The 15650-nt window shown below is 57.2% G+C and carries 17 protein-coding genes; 6 read left to right on the forward strand and 11 right to left on the reverse strand.

The features are described from left to right. Positions 1-25: 25 nt before the first annotated feature. Positions 26-1444, reverse strand: coding sequence for a PTS trehalose transporter subunit IIBC (treB, locus tag FNY10_RS16720; RefSeq protein ID WP_100685372.1), 1419 nt, complete (start codon positions 1442-1444; stop codon positions 26-28). 129 nt (positions 1445-1573) lie between these two features. Further along, positions 1574-2521: a trehalose operon repressor TreR gene (gene treR, locus FNY10_RS16725; protein WP_131049435.1), complete on the reverse strand. Its 948-nt coding sequence runs from the start codon at positions 2519-2521 to the stop codon at positions 1574-1576. Between the two features lie 179 nt (positions 2522-2700). Between treR and mgtL the strand changes: the two genes are divergently transcribed. From mgtL to FNY10_RS16740, 3 genes are all read left to right on the forward strand, one after another. Next, on the forward strand, positions 2701-2754 hold the full coding sequence (gene mgtL / locus FNY10_RS27365; protein ID WP_155417144.1) for a mgtA regulatory leader peptide MgtL: 54 nt from the start codon (positions 2701-2703) through the stop codon (positions 2752-2754). A 143-nt stretch (positions 2755-2897) separates the two neighbouring features. Continuing rightward, complete coding sequence (gene mgtA, locus FNY10_RS16735; protein WP_131049436.1) at positions 2898-5606, forward strand: magnesium-translocating P-type ATPase; 2709 nt, start codon at positions 2898-2900, stop codon at positions 5604-5606. Between the two features lie 293 nt (positions 5607-5899). Next, on the forward strand, positions 5900-6154 hold the full coding sequence (locus FNY10_RS16740) for a family 20 glycosylhydrolase (protein WP_416309019.1): 255 nt from the start codon (positions 5900-5902) through the stop codon (positions 6152-6154). A 57-nt stretch (positions 6155-6211) separates the two neighbouring features. Here the strand turns inward: FNY10_RS16740 and ridA are convergent, their stop codons facing one another. From ridA to FNY10_RS16765, 5 genes are all read right to left on the reverse strand, one after another. Further along, on the reverse strand, positions 6212-6598 hold the full coding sequence (ridA, locus tag FNY10_RS16745; protein ID WP_160702449.1) for a 2-iminobutanoate/2-iminopropanoate deaminase: 387 nt from the start codon (positions 6596-6598) through the stop codon (positions 6212-6214). A gap of 168 nt (positions 6599-6766) precedes the next feature. Further along, entirely contained in the window at positions 6767-7228 is a 462-nt protein-coding gene (gene pyrI / locus FNY10_RS16750; protein WP_100685369.1) for an aspartate carbamoyltransferase regulatory subunit, read from the reverse strand. A 13-nt stretch (positions 7229-7241) separates the two neighbouring features. After that, positions 7242-8177: an aspartate carbamoyltransferase gene (gene pyrB / locus FNY10_RS16755; protein WP_131049437.1), complete on the reverse strand. Its 936-nt coding sequence runs from the start codon at positions 8175-8177 to the stop codon at positions 7242-7244. Positions 8178-8179: 2 nt separating this feature from the next. Then, positions 8180-8239, reverse strand: a complete 60-nt coding sequence (locus FNY10_RS27370) for a pyrBI operon leader peptide (protein ID WP_112150686.1) — start codon at positions 8237-8239, stop codon at positions 8180-8182. Next, the gene (locus FNY10_RS16765; protein ID WP_100685367.1) at positions 8214-8318 is read right to left on the reverse strand and encodes a pyrBI operon leader peptide; all 105 of its coding nucleotides are present in this window, start codon (positions 8316-8318) and stop codon (positions 8214-8216) included. Before FNY10_RS16765 ends, FNY10_RS27370 begins: the two co-directional genes overlap by 26 nt. Before the next feature lie 193 nt (positions 8319-8511). Between FNY10_RS16765 and FNY10_RS16770 the strand changes: the two genes are divergently transcribed. Continuing rightward, complete coding sequence (locus tag FNY10_RS16770) at positions 8512-8964, forward strand: YhcH/YjgK/YiaL family protein (protein WP_160702447.1); 453 nt, start codon at positions 8512-8514, stop codon at positions 8962-8964. 92 nt (positions 8965-9056) lie between these two features. Here FNY10_RS16770 and argF read toward each other — a convergent pair whose 3' ends face one another. Further along, positions 9057-10061, reverse strand: a complete 1005-nt coding sequence (gene argF / locus FNY10_RS16775; protein WP_100685364.1) for an ornithine carbamoyltransferase — start codon at positions 10059-10061, stop codon at positions 9057-9059. Positions 10062-10224: 163 nt separating this feature from the next. Here argF and rraB point away from each other — a divergent pair, with 163 nt between their 5' ends. Then, a complete protein-coding gene (rraB, locus tag FNY10_RS16780; RefSeq protein WP_100685363.1) occupies positions 10225-10650 on the forward strand; it encodes a ribonuclease E inhibitor RraB in 426 nt (141 codons plus the stop codon). A gap of 175 nt (positions 10651-10825) precedes the next feature. Beyond that, complete coding sequence (gene miaE, locus FNY10_RS16785; RefSeq protein ID WP_131049441.1) at positions 10826-11590, forward strand: tRNA isopentenyl-2-thiomethyl-A-37 hydroxylase MiaE; 765 nt, start codon at positions 10826-10828, stop codon at positions 11588-11590. A gap of 120 nt (positions 11591-11710) precedes the next feature. Here the strand turns inward: miaE and FNY10_RS16790 are convergent, their stop codons facing one another. From FNY10_RS16790 to holC, 3 genes are all read right to left on the reverse strand, one after another. Further along, positions 11711-12214, reverse strand: a complete 504-nt coding sequence (locus tag FNY10_RS16790) for a GNAT family N-acetyltransferase (RefSeq protein ID WP_100685361.1) — start codon at positions 12212-12214, stop codon at positions 11711-11713. A 117-nt stretch (positions 12215-12331) separates the two neighbouring features. Next, a complete protein-coding gene (locus tag FNY10_RS16795; protein ID WP_131049442.1) occupies positions 12332-15187 on the reverse strand; it encodes a valine--tRNA ligase in 2856 nt (951 codons plus the stop codon). Further along, on the reverse strand, positions 15187-15630 hold the full coding sequence (holC, locus tag FNY10_RS16800) for a DNA polymerase III subunit chi (RefSeq protein WP_100685359.1): 444 nt from the start codon (positions 15628-15630) through the stop codon (positions 15187-15189). The genes FNY10_RS16795 and holC overlap by 1 nt, the downstream gene beginning before the upstream one ends. Positions 15631-15650 lie beyond the last annotated feature (20 nt).

The raw sequence follows: 15650 nt of genomic DNA on the forward strand, positions 1-15650 counted from the left end.
CGCCAGCGCGCCCCGGAAGAAAAAATCAGACAATCTGTAACGTGCCCTGACGGAACTTACGCTGATAGACGACGGTGGTGAGCACAATCGGTACCACGACCGCGATGACCATCGCTAAACCGTACACCTGCCAGTAAGTCGGCTGAATAGAGAGGATGCCCGGCAGGCCGCCGACGCCAATCCCGTTCGCCATCACGCCGTTCAGGCCGCACAACAACCCGGCAAGACCAGAGCCGATCATCGCGCAGAGCATCGGGAAGCGGTATTTCAGGTTGATCCCGTACATCGCCGGTTCGGTGACCCCGAGGTAGGCCGAGATAGCGGCCGGGACCGAGATCTCGCGTTCGTTCTGTTTGCGGCTGGCGATAATAATGCCGACCACGGCAGACGCCTGGGCGATGTTGGACAGCGCAATCAGCGGCCACACCGGCGTACCGCCCATGCTTTGAATCATCTGCATATCGATAGCCAGCGTGGTCTGGTGGACCCCGGTAATGACCAGCGGTGCGTAGAGGAAGCCGAACAGCGCGGCGCCAATCGGCGCGAAACTGCCGGTCATCAGGTGGCGCACGGCAAAGGCGACGCCGTCGCCGATCATCCGGCCAAACGGACCGATAAAGGCGTGGGCGAGGAATACCGCCAGAATCAGCGAGCAGACCGGCACCACCACCAGATACAGATAATCAGGGACCATGCGTTTCAGGCGCGTTTCGATAAAGCCGAGCGCCAGACCCGCCAGCAGCGCCGGGATGACCTGCGCCTGATAGCCGACCTTCGCAATCGTAAACAGGCCGAAGTTCCACACTTCCGGCACCTGCTGGCCCAGTAGATAGGCGTTCATCAGTTGCGGAGAGACCAGCGTGACGCCGAGCACGATGCCGAGGATCGGCGTGCCGCCCATTTTCTTCACCGCGGACCAGCAGATACCGACCGGTAGATAGAAGAAGATGGCTTCGCCAATCAGCCACAGGAAGTCATAAAGGGTTTTCAGCGACGGGTGCATTTGCGCCAGCGTCTGCCCGTTGCTCATCGGCAGATCGCCGATCACGTTACGGAAACCGAGGATCAGACCGCCGCTGATCAGCGCCGGCAGCAGCGGGAAGAAGATCTCGGCAAAGTGCGAAATCAGCTGCTCGTGCCACTTCATGTTTTGCCGCGCGGCCTGTTTCGCCTGCTCTTTATCGGCAGAGGCTTTGCCGGTGGTGGCCAGCAGGGCTGTGTAGTAATCGCCGACGTCTGTGCCGATCACCACCTGGAACTGCCCGGCGTTGGTAAAGCAGCCCTTCACCATACGCAGTTGTTCAATTTCTTTCGGTCTGGCGATGGCCGGGTTATTCAGCACAAAGCGCAGACGGGTAATACAGTGACTGACGGTGGCAATGTTATCGCGCCCGCCGACCAGTTCGATTAATTTATCGATGTCCTGCTGATTTACTTTACTCATGATGAGGCCTCAAAACAGAGGGGAGAGATTGCGTAATGACCTGAGACGAATCCTAACCGCTCCGTTCAACTTTCAAAATGGGAACGTTCCCGAAACGCAGCAACGATCACATAAATCCCACAAACGGGCTTAAATCAGCGCGGCGGGGATGACGATTTGACGAGGTTCAGCGTGGCCGCCGATCTGGGCGATCAGCTGCTGGGCCGCCTGGCGACCGGCCTCGGCGTAACCGGGATTCACGGTGAGGATTTCCGGATGGAGGAACTTCATCAGCGGCGTACTGCCGACGCTGGCGACCTGCAGATGTCCAATGCGTTGCTCTTGCAAATACTTGCTGGCGCCGAGGGCGAGGGTATCGGTCGCGCACACCAGCGCGCTGGTATCGGGGGTCAGAACGCTGGCGACATTTTCATAACCCTGTTTCATGGCCAGGCCCGGCAGGGCGGCGGACGGAGTCAACCGATGCTGCTCACAAAAATTGAGGTACGCCTGATGGCGGCGCTGCCCGGTGGTGACGTCGCTATGCGGCACCCCGAGGAAGCTGATATGCCGATGGCCGTCATCGTACAGGCGCTGCATCAGCATGTTCACCGCGCCGTTGTCATCGTAGCAGACGGAGGCGAACCCCGGCGCATCGCGGGCCAGCAGCACCATCGATTCCCGCCACGGCGTCAGCATCTCTTCGCTAATACCGGTAAAGCCGAACAGCACCACGCCGTCGATATGGCGGCGGGCGAGGATCCCCAGGTGTTCGTTGACCAGCGCGGGAGAAAACTGGCTTTCCATCATAATCGGATCGTAGCCCTGCTCGTAAAAGGCGGGCAGCATCGTCTGTACGGCAAGGTTTTCCGACAGCGAGTCCAGACGGGTGACGATAATGGCAACCACTTTGTCGCTTTGACCCCGCATCGCCCGCGCTGAACGGGAGGGCGAGAAGCCGTGCTGCTGCATAACCGCCTCGACCCGTTCACGGGTGCGCTCATTGACGCCGCTTTCGTTATTGAGCACGCGGGATACCGTCGATTTCCCGACGCCGCTTAAGCGCGCGATATCTTTGATGGTCAGCCGGTTTTGCATGCAGAGGTCTCGTCGTAGTCCGCCAGAAGTGAGCCTAATGCTACTCAACCAAACCGCAATGAGCAAAGTCTGGTTTACGTCTTGTTTAGTTACGCGGGGTTATCATTCCGACAGTGGCGATAAAATGCCTGTTGCTCGCGGTTCTCTCGCGCCGCTTTTACTCACTTACCGGAGATTATATGGACCCCGATCCCACTCCTCATCCTCGATGGAGTTACATCCTTTTCCGGTAAGCCTGCTTAACACTGCTTTACCGGAAGCGTAAAGCAGTGACGTCCTTGATGTCCCTGCCATAAAAAAATAATACCTGACGGGTAAGGTTCTCGTACCTGTCTGTTTTGCCGCGTTCGCCTGTGCGAGCGTGGAGGGACTGTTTATGCTGAAAAATATCACCCGGCAGCTGTTTACACAGCTCAGCCGCCATTTGCCGCGCCGACTGGTTCAGCGCGATCCGTTACCTGATGCCCGCAATCTGGCCACTGCGCCGATTCCGGATTCGCTGGGTAAGCACTGCCTGAACGTCGCGGCGATGGACGAAAATGAAATCTGGCGCGCCTTCGAAAGCCACCCGGAAGGGCTTAACGACGCCGACGTAGCGCAGAAAATTGCCCGCTATGGCGATAACCAAATTCCGGCGCAAAAACCGGCGCCGTGGTGGGTGCATCTCTGGACCTGCTACCGCAACCCGTTCAACCTGCTGCTGACCGTGCTGGGCATCGTCTCGTATTCGACGGAAGACCTGTTTGCCGCGGGAGTGATTGCGCTGATGGTGGGGATCTCCACGCTGCTCAACTTCATTCAGGAAGCCCGCTCGACCAAAGCGGCGGATGCGCTGAAGGCGATGGTCAGCAACACCGCGACGGTGCTGCGGGTGGTCAACGAACAGGGCGAAAGCCGCTGGTGCGAACTGCCGATTGACCGCCTGGTGCCAGGCGATATCGTCAAGCTGTCGGCCGGGGATATGATCCCGGCGGACCTGCGTATTCTCCAGGCGCGGGATCTGTTCGTGGCCCAGGCGTCGCTGACCGGTGAATCGCTGCCGGTTGAAAAAGTGGTGCGCAGCCGCGACCCGCAGCAGAGCAACCCGCTGGAGTGCGATACCCTGTGCTTTATGGGCACCAACGTGGTGAGCGGATCGGCGCAGGCGATGGTCTTCGCCACCGGCGGCAACACCTGGTTTGGTCAGCTGGCCGGACGGGTTAGCGAGCAGGAGAGCGAACCTAATGCGTTCCAGAAAGGCATCAGCCGCGTCAGCATGTTGCTGATCCGCTTTATGCTGGTGATGGCGCCGGTGGTGCTGTTGATTAACGGCTATACCAAAGGCGACTGGTGGGAAGCCGCGCTGTTTGCCCTTTCGGTAGCGGTGGGCCTGACGCCGGAAATGTTGCCGATGATTGTTACCTCAACCCTGGCGCGCGGGGCGGTAAAGCTGTCGAAACAGAAAGTCATCGTGAAGCACCTCGACGCGATTCAGAACTTTGGCGCGATGGACATCCTGTGCACGGATAAAACCGGCACCCTGACTCAGGATAAAATCGTACTGGAAAACCATACTGATATTTCCGGTAAGGTCAGCGAACGAGTTCTGCATTGCGCATGGCTGAACAGCCACTATCAGACCGGGTTGAAAAACCTGCTCGATAAGGCGGTGCTGGAAGGGGTGGATCTGGAGGCGGCACGCCAGCTTTCTGAACGCTGGCAGAAAGTCGATGAGATTCCGTTCGACTTCGAACGTCGCCGTATGTCGGTGGTGGTGAGTGAACAAGACGGCGTGCATCAGCTGATCTGCAAAGGCGCGCTGCAGGAGATCCTCAACGTCTCGACCCAGGTGCGCCACAACGGTGAAATCGTGCCGCTGGACGATACCATGCTGCGCCGTATCAAACGCGTCACCGATACCCTCAATCGCCAGGGGCTGCGCGTAGTGGCGGTGGCGACCAAATATCTGCCCGCGCGTGAAGGCGACTATCAGCGCATCGACGAGTCCGATCTGATTCTCGAAGGCTACATCGCCTTCCTCGACCCGCCGAAAGAGACCACCGCCCCGGCGCTGAAAGCGCTGAAGGCCAGCGGGATTACCGTCAAAATTCTCACCGGCGATAGCGAGCTGGTGGCGGCGAAAGTGTGCCATGAGGTGGGGCTGGACGCCGGCGAGGTGGTCACCGGTAGTCAGATTGAAGGCATGAGCGATGACGAGCTGGCGACGCTGGCTAAACGCACGACCCTGTTTGCACGTCTGGCGCCGTTACATAAAGAGCGCATCGTCACGCTGCTTAAACGCGAAGGCCATGTGGTCGGCTTTATGGGCGACGGCATCAACGATGCTCCGGCGCTGCGCGCGGCGGATATCGGTATCTCCGTGGATGGCGCGGTAGATATTGCGCGCGAGGCCGCGGATATCATCCTGCTGGAAAAAAGCCTGATGGTGCTGGAGGAGGGGGTGATCGAAGGTCGCCGCACTTTCGCCAACATGCTGAAGTACATCAAAATGACCGCCAGTTCGAACTTTGGTAACGTCTTCAGCGTGCTGGTGGCGAGCGCCTTCCTGCCGTTCCTGCCGATGCTGCCGCTGCACTTACTGATCCAGAACCTGCTGTACGATGTATCCCAGGTGGCGATCCCGTTTGATAACGTCGACGACGAGCAGATTCAAAAGCCGCAGCGCTGGAACCCCTCGGAACTGGGGCGCTTTATGGTCTTCTTTGGCCCGATAAGCTCAATTTTCGATATCCTGACCTTCTGCCTGATGTGGTGGGTGTTCCATGCCAACGTGCCGGAAGCCCAGACGCTGTTCCAGTCGGGCTGGTTTATTGAAGGGCTGCTGTCGCAAACGCTGATTGTGCATATGATCCGTACGCGGCGGATTCCGTTTGTGCAGAGCCGCGCCGCGTGGCCGCTGTTTGCCATGACGATGGTGGTGATGCTGATTGGTATCGCCCTGCCGTTCTCGCCGCTGGCGGGCTATCTGCAGCTGCAGGCCCTGCCGCTGAGCTACTTCCCGTGGCTGATTGCCATTCTGGCAGGCTACATGACGCTGACGCAGATGGTGAAAGGCTTCTACAGCCGTCGCTACGGCTGGCAATAACCCGTCTTTGTGCCGACCGCTCTCCCTCAAGGGAGGGCGGTCTTTTTGGCCTTTATCTTAAATCTCAGAAAGTTGTGAACCCCGCCGTCCCCTTGGCTTGACGCTCTTTTGCACGCATGTTAACCCAATGTTTTGCTTTTTTTGGCCCGCCATCAACAGGAAAACTTATGCTGAACTCTGTGCGTTATGGCCTGCTGACCAGTTGATGCAGAACGGCGCTGAAATACGACGATTCCTGACGTCACGATTGATGGCGCGCCTGCGGGCTGCTGCTGGATTCCGCTCGCCACGTCATGCCGCTGGAGGCGATCAAGCGCCAGATTGACGGCATGGTAGCGGCCAGGCTGAACGTCTTCCTCTGGCATCTGACCGACGATCGGGGCTGGCGCTTTGCCTCCACGCGCTATCTGAAACGGCAACAGAAGGCCAGCGACGGGCTGTTTTATACTCAGGCGCAGCTGGACGAGGCGGAGAAAACGCGGGATGAGCTGGCGATCGCGGCGGTGTATTCGCTGGAGAAACGGCTGCGGGCGACGAAGGTCGAGTAGTAAAACTCCCTCACCCGGCGCAGGGGGAAAAGCGTATGGGTGAGGGGGAAGCGAGGATTAGCGACGGATAGCGATCGCTTCGATCTCGATCTTCACATCTTTCGGCAGGCGAGCCACTTCAACGCAGGAGCGCGCCGGGAAGGTCGCGTGATGTTCGGTGAAGAACGCTTCATAAGCGGCATTCACGGTGGCGAAGTCGTTCAGATCTTTAACGAACACGGTGGTTTTAACAATATCGCCGACTTTCAGGCCAGCGGCTTCAACGATAGCTTTGACGTTGTCCAGAGACTGACGCGCCTGAGCGGCGACATCTTCCGGCACGCTACCGGTTTTCGGATCGACGGGGATCTGGCCGGAAGTGATGATCATGCTGCCCAGATCGACACCCTGAATATACGGGCCGATGGCTGCCGGTGCATTTTCCGTCGCGATAGTTTTAGACATGAGTTCTCCTGAATAACAGCATTATTAAATGGGGAGGCAAAATCCTTCGAGTTGCATCGACGCGACAAGGGGCGAATCGCCCGCACGGCCGACAAAGAAGCAGCTTGAAGGATAGCGCGTATGGAACCCGGCCATTATAGGGAGCCGGGTTGTCAATACCAACCTCAATTAGTTGGCCAGAACGACATAGTGCGAAAACTCTTTTTCGCAATATTTGCACTTCAGCGCGATATCGTTTTCGCGCTTTTTCACCGCAAAACTGGAGGAAACCGGCTCGGCGTGGCTGATGCAGTTACTGTTCGGGCAGACCAGTACGCTGTTAATCCGATCCGGCAGATTCGGGCGTGACTTACCGACTACTTCATAATCATCGATGCGGTTGACCGTCGCCTGCGGCGCATACAGGGAGAGCTGGTTGACCTGCTCGTCGGTGAGGAAGGTGTTTTCGATTTTGATTAAATCTTTGCGGCCCATCTCGCCTGACGGCAGGTTCAGGCCGATGGTGATACGCTGATCGGTCTCGGTCAGTTTGAACAAGGTCAGCAGTTTAAAGCCCACCTGCGCCGGGATGTGGTCGATAACGGTGCCGCGTTTAATGGCTTCTACCTGTAATTTATTGTCGTGTGTCATCTCTTTTTCCCCCTTAGAGTGCCAGATCGCGATTTAGTACCAGCGCCAGTAACGCCTGGCGGGCGAAGATGCCGTTGCCGGCCTGCTGGAAGTACCAGGCGTGCGGCGTTTTATCGACATCGGTGGTGATTTCATCAATGCGCGGCAGCGGGTGCAGCACTTTCATATTGTCACGGGCGCCTTCGAGGTCGGCGGCGCGCAGGACAAACTGCGCTTTCACGTTGGCGTATTCCGACGGGTCAAGACGCTCTTTCTGCACACGGGTCATGTACAGAATATCCACCTCTGCCATCACCTCTTCAAAGGTGCTGTGCAGGCTCCAGGCAATCCCTTGTTCATCCAGCATATCGAGGATGTACTGCGGCATCGCCAGCGCGTCCGGGGCGATAAAGTAGAAGCGGTTGCCGTTAAATTTCGCCAGCGCCTGGGTCAGCGAATGGACGGTGCGGCCATATTTCAGGTCGCCGACCATCGCGACGTTGAGGTTTTCCAGACGGCCCTGCGTTTCCTGGATGGTGAAGAGATCCAGCAGGGTCTGCGTCGGGTGCTGGTTAGCGCCATCGCCGGCGTTGAGTACCGGGATGCCGCCGGAAAATTCGGTCGCCAGGCGCGAAGCCCCTTCCTGCGGGTGACGCATGACGATGGCGTCAACGTAGGTGCTGATAACCGAAATGGTGTCGGCCAGGGTTTCGCCTTTTTTGCCCAGCGAAGTGTTGCTGCTGTCGGAGAAGCCCACCACGCTGGCGCCGAGGCGGTGCATCGACGTTTCAAACGACAGGCGGGTACGGGTCGAGGCTTCAAAGAAACAGCTGGCGATAACCTTATGCTTCAGCAGTTCCGGCTGTGGGTTGGCTTTCAGTTTTGCAGCGGTCGCCAGGACCAGTTCGAGGTCTTCTCGGCTGAGATCGTTTATGGAAATGATATGTTTTTGATATAGCGGGTTAGCCATGTTTATCTCCTGACGCCTGGGCAAAAAAAAAGCCCCTTAAATAAGGGGCTTCGAGAATTTATTGAGCAACGGAAAGAAAAACGCTACGCCAGCGCCTGTGTTCAGACGCGGTAAAACAGAATGTCGTACGCAGTAGACCATGCTTCCTCCCGGCAAATCGACCGGCATTATACGCAGCTCAAATTTCGGATCAAGCGATTAGTACACAAACAGGTAAACGATTGCTTCGATAAGTCTGCGTCAGTGCAAAAAACCGCAAAAAATATGTGGTATGGTAGTGTCAAGGGGCGTATAAAACAAAAAATGAAAAGCTGTTTTATCTTTGAGGGGTATTATGTTCGTTGGTCACATTCACCATCTGCAGGCCTGGCTGCCGGACGCGTTGCGCCAGGCGATTGAGCACGTTAAAGCGCACGTTAGCGAAGAGACGCCGCCCGGCAAATACGATATTGACGGTAATAACGTGTTTTATATGATTTCGGAAGATACGACCGAACCTCTTGTCGCCCGCCTCGCGGAATACCACGCGCGCTATCTGGATATCCAGATAGTGCTACGCGGTCAGGAAGCCATGACCTTCAGCACCCGACCTGCCGGCGCACCGGACATCGACTGGCTGACGGAGAAAGATATTGCGTTCCTGCCGGCCGGCGAACAGGAGAAAACCGTCATTCTGAACGAGGGTGATTTTGTGGTCTTTTATCCGGGAGAAGTGCATAAGCCGCTGTGTGCCGTGGACGAACCGGCCAAAGTGCGTAAGGCGGTAGTGAAGATGCTGATGGCGTAAAAATCCCCCGGTGGCGCGACGCTTACCGGGGCTACGGGAGAGGTAGCCCGGATAAGCGTCGCGCAATCCGGGAACATACCGCGAAAGAACGACTATTTACTCAGCGTCGCCACCATCACCGCTTTGATGGTGTGCATCCGGTTTTCCGCCTGATCGAAGACGATGCTTGCCGGCGACTCAAAGACCTCGTCAGTCACTTCCATGCCGCCATGCAGGCCGTATTCCGCCGCCATCTGCTGACCAAGGGTCGTTTGATCGTCATGGAAGGCGGGCAGGCAGTGCAGGAACTTCACCTGCGGATTGCCGGTCAGCGCCATCATGTCGCTATTCACCTGATAAGCGCGCAGCAGCGCAATACGCTCCGCCCACTTCTCTTTGGCTTCGCCCATCGACACCCACACATCGGTATAGATAAAGTCTGCCCCTTTCACGCCCGCCGCGATATCTTCGGTCAGCGTGATGTTGCCGCCGTTTTTCTGCGCCAGCGCCCGACATTCCGCCACCAGGTTCTCTTCGGGCCAGCAGGCCTCAGGAGCCACCAGGCGCAGATCCAGCCCGGTCAACGCCGCGGCTTCGAGCATCGAGTTGCCCATGTTGTTGCGGGCGTCGCCTGCATACACCAGGGTCATTTCGTTAAAGGCTTTGCCCGGCAGATGCTCCTGCATGGTCAGCAGGTCCGCCAGCAGCTGGGTGGGATGAAACTCGTTGGTCAGACCGTTCCACACCGGGACACCGGCATAGCTGGCGAGCGTCTCAACAATCTCTTGCCCATGGCCGCGGTATTGAATACCGTCATACATCCGCCCCAGCACGCGGGCGGTATCTTTAATGGATTCTTTATGGCCTATCTGGCTGCCGCTTGGCCCGAGATAGGTGACGCGGGCACCCTGATCAAATGCGGCAACTTCGAAAGAGCATCGTGTACGGGTAGAGTCTTTTTCGAAGATGAGCGCGATGTTTTTGCCAGCCAGATGCTGGATTTCAATACCGTTTTTTTTATCGGTTTTCAGTCTGGCCGCCAGCGTCAGCAGGGCGGTGATTTCTGCAGGGGTAAAATCGAGTAACTTTAAAAAATGCTTCTGATAAAACGCGGACATGATTCCCTCACATGGCTTAAGCCCTATATTGAATTAAAATTCAATTTATATGTATGAATATTCATTTGCAACCCCGTTGCACAAATCTTTCGCGCAAAGGTGGAGGCAATCACGGCGGTATGTGACAATAGAAGTATCTGCCGCACATTATGAGGAACGAGCCATGGCAAACCCGGAACTACTGGAAGAACAGCGTGAAGAAACGCGTCTGATTATCGAAGAGCTGCTCGAAGACGGCAGCGATCCGGACGCGCTGTACACCATTGAACACCATCTCTCTGCCGATGACTTCGAAACGCTGGAGAAAGTGGCTGTCGAGGCCTTCAAGCTGGGTTACGAAGTGACCGAGCCGGAAGAGCTGGAAGTGGAAGAGGGCGAAGTGGTTATCTGCTGTGACATCCTGAGCGAAAGCGCCCTGAAGGTGGAGCTGATTGATGCCCAGGTTGAGCAGCTGATGACTCTGGCGGAAAAATTCGACGTCGAATATGACGGTTGGGGCACTTACTATGAGGACCCGAACGGCGAAGAGGGCGATGAAGAAGATGACGACGATTTCGTTGATGAAGACGATGACGGCGTTCGCCACTAAATAAACCCGCACGTCATCCTTCAGGCCGCGTCTTTGCTGGCTACACACAGAAACCCCGCTGACATCGTTCGCTATGTTGTCGGGGTTTTCGTCTCGTTATACCCTGAACAATAATATTGTGTCTGTCTGGATGCGATAACGGCCGCCAGCCGTTACCGTATAGCAAGGAACCTCAATGGACTACCCGCAAATACTCGCCCCCATACGCGACTTCCTGCACTGCCCAACCCCACAGGCGTGGATTGATGAAGCCCGTAAGCCGGAAAATCTCCCGCTGCTGCTGACTGACCATATGGTCTGCGAGCTAAAAGCGGCGCAAAACGCGTTGCTGCTGGTACGTAAATATGTTGCTGATAAAGAGGGGGCCGACGAGCTGCTGGCCTGCCTGAAGCCGTATGAGGACTTTACCTACCGCTGGGGGCCCGAGCCGGATTTCGTCGCGCTGCATAAACGGATTAATAAAAGCACCATGCCGCAGACCGACGATCCGTGGGGCCGTCAGCTGGTGGACAGCATGGTGCTGCTGATTAAAGAAGAGCTGCACCATTTCTGGCAGGTGCGGGAAATGATGCTGGCCCACGATATCCCGTACGTCAAAATCACCGCCAGTCATTATGCCCGCGGGTTACGCAGAGAAGTGCGCTCCCACGAACCGGTGATGCTGATCGATAAGCTGATTTGCGGAGCCTATATTGAAGCGCGCTCCTGCGAGCGCTTTGCCGCGCTGGCGCCGTGGCTGAATGACGATCTGCAAAAGTTCTATCTGTCGCTGCTGCGCTCGGAAGCGCGGCACTATCAGGATTACCTCGATCTGGCACAGCAGATTGCCGAAGAGGATATCAGTGAACGCATACGCCAGCTTGGCGAGGCGGAAGCGGCGTTAATTAATGCTCCGGAGGCGGAGTTTCGTTTCCACAGCGGCGTGCCGGTTATCGCCTGATGCGTTGTTCCCGGATAGCGGCGCTACGCGCCTTATCCGGGCTACCAAACCGCGCGCCTTGAGCCGTAGCCCCGATAAGCATCGCGCGACCGGGGAACCGCGGCGGGTGGGGACGAGCGCTTACAGCGTTTTCAGCATCCGTACTTCGCAATCGACATGACCAGTGCGGCCAAGCGGCCCGTCGATATGTTCGAAGCCGAGGTGCTCGTATAGCCCGACGGCTTCTTTCAGGAAGGCGGTGGTTTCCAGATAGCAGCGTTTGAAACCCTGCTCGCGGGCATAATCTAACGCCAGCAGCGCCAGCTTTTTCGCCAGCCCCTGGCCACGGGCAGAGGTCATAAAATACATTTTCTGTAGTTCGCAGATATCCGGTTCGCTATGCGCCAGCGGGGCAACGCCGCCGCCACCGACCACCCGGCCATCCTGTTCAACCACCCAATAGGCGGAGCCTGGCTGGCTGTAGAGCTCAAAAAGCTCATCGAGGTTAGGGTCGGCGACCGTATAGCCTTTATCGGCCGTCAGGCCGTATTCCGCAGAAACCTGGCGGATAACGTTGGCGATAGCTGCATTATCTTCAGCGGTGATGCGGCGCAGCGACGCCGTGATGGTCGCGCTCGTATTCATACGATGACTCATAGCAAATGACGGATGGTGTTGTTAATAACATCGCGAGCGGGGGGAGCGCAAGCGGGTATCGCGGATAAAAACGCCCCTTGCCTGAGCCGGCAAGGGGCAGGAGGATTACAGCGCGGCGATGACCGCCTGCTGTTCGATCAGTTTGCTTTTCGCTTCGGCATAACCGTCCAGCTTCTCACGCTCTTTGGCGATCACCGCTTCCGGTGCGCGAGCGACAAAGCCTTCGTTGGCCAGTTTGCTTTCGATGCGGCTGATTTCCCCGTCGATCTTCGCCACTTCTTTCGCCAGACGCGCCAGCTCATCTTCTTTGTTGATGAGACCCGCCATCGGGATCAGCAGCTCGGCGCCGTCGATGATTTTGGTGACGGAAACCGGACCTTTGTCGTCGGCTGGCAGGACGGTGATGCTTTCCAGACGCGCCATGGACTGCAGGAAGCTCTGGTTGTCGGTCACGCGACGCTGAGCGTCGGCGCTGCAACCGCGCAGCAGCAGTTCGAGCGGTTTGCCCGGGGCGATGTTCATTTCCGCACGGATATTACGTACGGCGATAATCGCCTGCTTCAGCCATTCTGTATCGGCCAGCGCCGCTTCATCAACCTGTGCCGCATCGTATGCCGGGAACGGCTGCAGCATGATGGTGTCCGCATCGATACCGACGATGGTTTTCACACGCTGCCAGATGGTTTCGGTGATGAACGGAATGATCGGGTGCGCCAGACGCAGCAGACCTTCCAGCACGCTCACCAGGGTGTGGCGAGTGCCGCGCAGTTCCGCTTCAGAGCCGCCGGTCATCACCGGTTTGGTCAGCTCCAGGTACCAGTCGCAGAACTGGTTCCAGGTGAACTCATACAGGATGCCCGCGGCGATATCGAAGCGGAAATTATCCAGCGCTTCGCGGTACGCTTTGATGGTCTGGTTAAATTCAGCCAGGATCCAGCGATCGGCGAGGGAGAGCACCTGTTCGCCGCCGTTAAAGCCGCAATCCTGATCTTCGGTGTTCATCAGCACGAAACGGCTGGCGTTCCACAGCTTGTTGCAGAAGTTACGGTAACCTTCCAGACGCTTCATGTCCCAGTTGATGTCGCGGCCGGTCGAAGCCAGCGCCGCCAGGGTGAAGCGCAGGGCGTCGGTGCCGTGCGGCTCGATCCCGTTCGGGAACTGTTTCTCGGTGCGTCTGGCGATTTTCTCCGCCAGCTGCGGCTGCATCATGTTGCCGGTACGTTTTTCCAGCAGATCGGCCAAAGAAATACCGTCAACCATATCCAGCGGGTCAATCACGTTGCCCTTGGATTTGGACATCTTCTGGCCTTCGTCGTCACGAATCAGACCGGTCATGTAGACGGTATGGAACGGTACCTGCGGTTTGCCGTTTTCATCTTTGATGAAATGCATGGTCATCATGATCATGCGGGCAATCCAGAAGAAGATGATGTCGAAACCGGAGACCATCACGCTGGTCGGGTGGAACTGACGCAGCGCGTCGGTGTTTTCCGGCCAGCCGAGGGTGGAGAAGGTCCACAGCGCGGAGGAGAACCAGGTGTCGAGCACGTCTTCGTCCTGGCGCAGCGCGACGTCGGCGGAGAGGTTGTTCTCCTGACGCACTTCGTCTTCGGTGCGGCCTACGTAGACGTTGCCTTCGTTGTCATACCACGCCGGGATACGGTGACCCCACCACAGCTGACGGGAGATACACCAGTCCTGAATATCGCGCATCCAGGAGAAGTACATGTTTTCGTACTGCTTCGGCACGAACTGAATGTCGCCGTTTTCCACTGCTTCTACGGCAGGCTTCGCCAGCACGTCGGCACGCACGTACCACTGGTCGGTCAGCATCGGCTCGATCACCACACCGCCACGGTCGCCGTACGGCACGGTCAGATCGTGAGGTTTGATCTCTTCGAGCAGGCCGAGCGCATCGATGGCCGCCACCACGGCTTTACGCGCCGCGAAACGCTCCAGCTTCTGGAATTCAGCCGGGATCTCTGCGGAGTAAACGTCGGACTCTTCGCCTTTGGTGTCGTACACCTGCGCGCTTTCGCGGATGTCGCCGTCAAAGGTCAGGATATTGATCATCGGCAGGGCATGACGTTTCCCGACTTCATAGTCGTTAAAGTCGTGCGCCGGGGTGATTTTCACGCAGCCGGTACCTTTTTCCATGTCAGCGTGTTCGTCGCCGACGACTGGAATGCGGCGGTTAATCAGCGGCAGCACCACGAATTTACCGATCAGATCTTTATAACGCGGATCTTCCGGGTTAACGGCCACGCCGGTATCGCCCAGCAGAGTTTCCGGACGGGTGGTCGCCACCACCAGGTAATCTTTACCGTCGGCGGTTTTTGCGCCGTCGGCCAGCGGGTAGCGGATGTGCCACATGGAGCCTTTAGACTCGCGGTTTTCCACTTCCAGGTCAGAGATGGCGGTGCGCAGTTTCGGGTCCCAGTTGACCAGGCGCTTGCCGCGGTAAATCAGATCTTCTTTGTACAGGCGAACAAAGACTTCTTTCACGGCGTTGGAAAGACCTTCGTCCATGGTGAAGCGCTCGCGCTCCCAGTCCACAGAGTTGCCGAGGCGGCGCATCTGACGGGTAATGGTGCCGCCGGATTCCGCTTTCCACTGCCAGATTTTATCGATAAAGGCGTCGCGACCGTAGTCGTGGCGAGTTTTCCCTTCTTCTGCGGCAATCTTACGTTCAACCACCATCTGGGTCGCGATACCCGCGTGGTCGGTACCGGCCTGCCACAGGGTGTTTTTACCCTGCATGCGCTGGTAGCGAATCATGGTATCCATGATGGTTTGCTGGAAAGCATGACCCATATGCAAACTGCCGGTGACGTTCGGCGGCGGGATCATGATGCAGAAGCTCTCCTGGCTTTCATCACCATTCGGTTTGAAATAGCCCTGCTTTTCCCAGTGCTCGTAGAGCGGCTGTTCGATATCTTGTGGGTTGTATGTCTTTTCCATTATTTCCAGGTTGCCGTATTCAGGTTGAAACCAGCCATGCGATACGCTTTGTAGCGTTCGCGCGCCAGTTGTTTCAGAGAATCTTCGTAAGGGACAAAGTCTATCACTTCTGTGAAAGCGGTGGCAAAATCTGCAAAGTTTAGCCGCAGACTGATCAGAATATCCCGCGGGCTGCTGTTGCGCTTTTGCGGCCAGGCGATTTCCACCGGCGCGCCGCCTCTGGGGCCTTCTCCCGCCAGATTATGCGGGACGAAGCTTTCCGCTGGGCGGGCCCACAGCGCTTCATCCAGACGGATGGCCTGCTGTTCGTCTTCACAGGCGATAAGCACGCGTTTGCCGCTGCGCCAACGTTCTGCGGCGATGTCACACACCAGTTGCTCGACGGCGCTGAGGCCCTCAACGGTGTGGTCATTGTCCAGAAGGTAGAACGTTGCGTTTTTCATATATGGGGCTTCTTGTGGTG

The sequence above is a fragment of the Klebsiella sp. Lac1 genome, from assembly GCF_009825425.1.
Taxonomy (GTDB): Bacteria; Pseudomonadota; Gammaproteobacteria; order Enterobacterales; family Enterobacteriaceae; genus Klebsiella; species Klebsiella electrica.

Excerpts from the sequence above, each read along its gene's own strand:
- mgtA (WP_131049436.1), top strand. The coding sequence starts at position 2,898 with ATGCTGAAAAATATCACCCGGCAGCTGTTTACACAGCTCAGCCGCCAT.
- FNY10_RS16770 (WP_160702447.1), top strand. The coding sequence starts at position 8,512 with ATGTTCGTTGGTCACATTCACCATCTGCAGGCCTGGCTGCCGGACGCG.
- FNY10_RS16740 (WP_416309019.1), top strand. The coding sequence starts at position 5,900 with ATGCCGCTGGAGGCGATCAAGCGCCAGATTGACGGCATGGTAGCGGCC.
- FNY10_RS16790 (WP_100685361.1), bottom strand. The coding sequence starts at position 12,214 with ATGAATACGAGCGCGACCATCACGGCGTCGCTGCGCCGCATCACCGCT.
- rraB (WP_100685363.1), top strand. The coding sequence starts at position 10,225 with ATGGCAAACCCGGAACTACTGGAAGAACAGCGTGAAGAAACGCGTCTG.
- pyrB (WP_131049437.1), bottom strand. The coding sequence starts at position 8,177 with ATGGCTAACCCGCTATATCAAAAACATATCATTTCCATAAACGATCTC.
- ridA (WP_160702449.1), bottom strand. The coding sequence starts at position 6,598 with ATGTCTAAAACTATCGCGACGGAAAATGCACCGGCAGCCATCGGCCCG.
- pyrI (WP_100685369.1), bottom strand. The coding sequence starts at position 7,228 with ATGACACACGACAATAAATTACAGGTAGAAGCCATTAAACGCGGCACC.
- FNY10_RS16795 (WP_131049442.1), bottom strand. The coding sequence starts at position 15,187 with ATGGAAAAGACATACAACCCACAAGATATCGAACAGCCGCTCTACGAG.
- treR (WP_131049435.1), bottom strand. The coding sequence starts at position 2,521 with ATGCAAAACCGGCTGACCATCAAAGATATCGCGCGCTTAAGCGGCGTC.
- argF (WP_100685364.1), bottom strand. The coding sequence starts at position 10,061 with ATGTCCGCGTTTTATCAGAAGCATTTTTTAAAGTTACTCGATTTTACC.
- treB (WP_100685372.1), bottom strand. The coding sequence starts at position 1,444 with ATGAGTAAAGTAAATCAGCAGGACATCGATAAATTAATCGAACTGGTC.
- holC (WP_100685359.1), bottom strand. The coding sequence starts at position 15,630 with ATGAAAAACGCAACGTTCTACCTTCTGGACAATGACCACACCGTTGAG.
- FNY10_RS16765 (WP_100685367.1), bottom strand. The coding sequence starts at position 8,318 with ATGGTCTACTGCGTACGACATTCTGTTTTACCGCGTCTGAACACAGGC.
- miaE (WP_131049441.1), top strand. The coding sequence starts at position 10,826 with ATGGACTACCCGCAAATACTCGCCCCCATACGCGACTTCCTGCACTGC.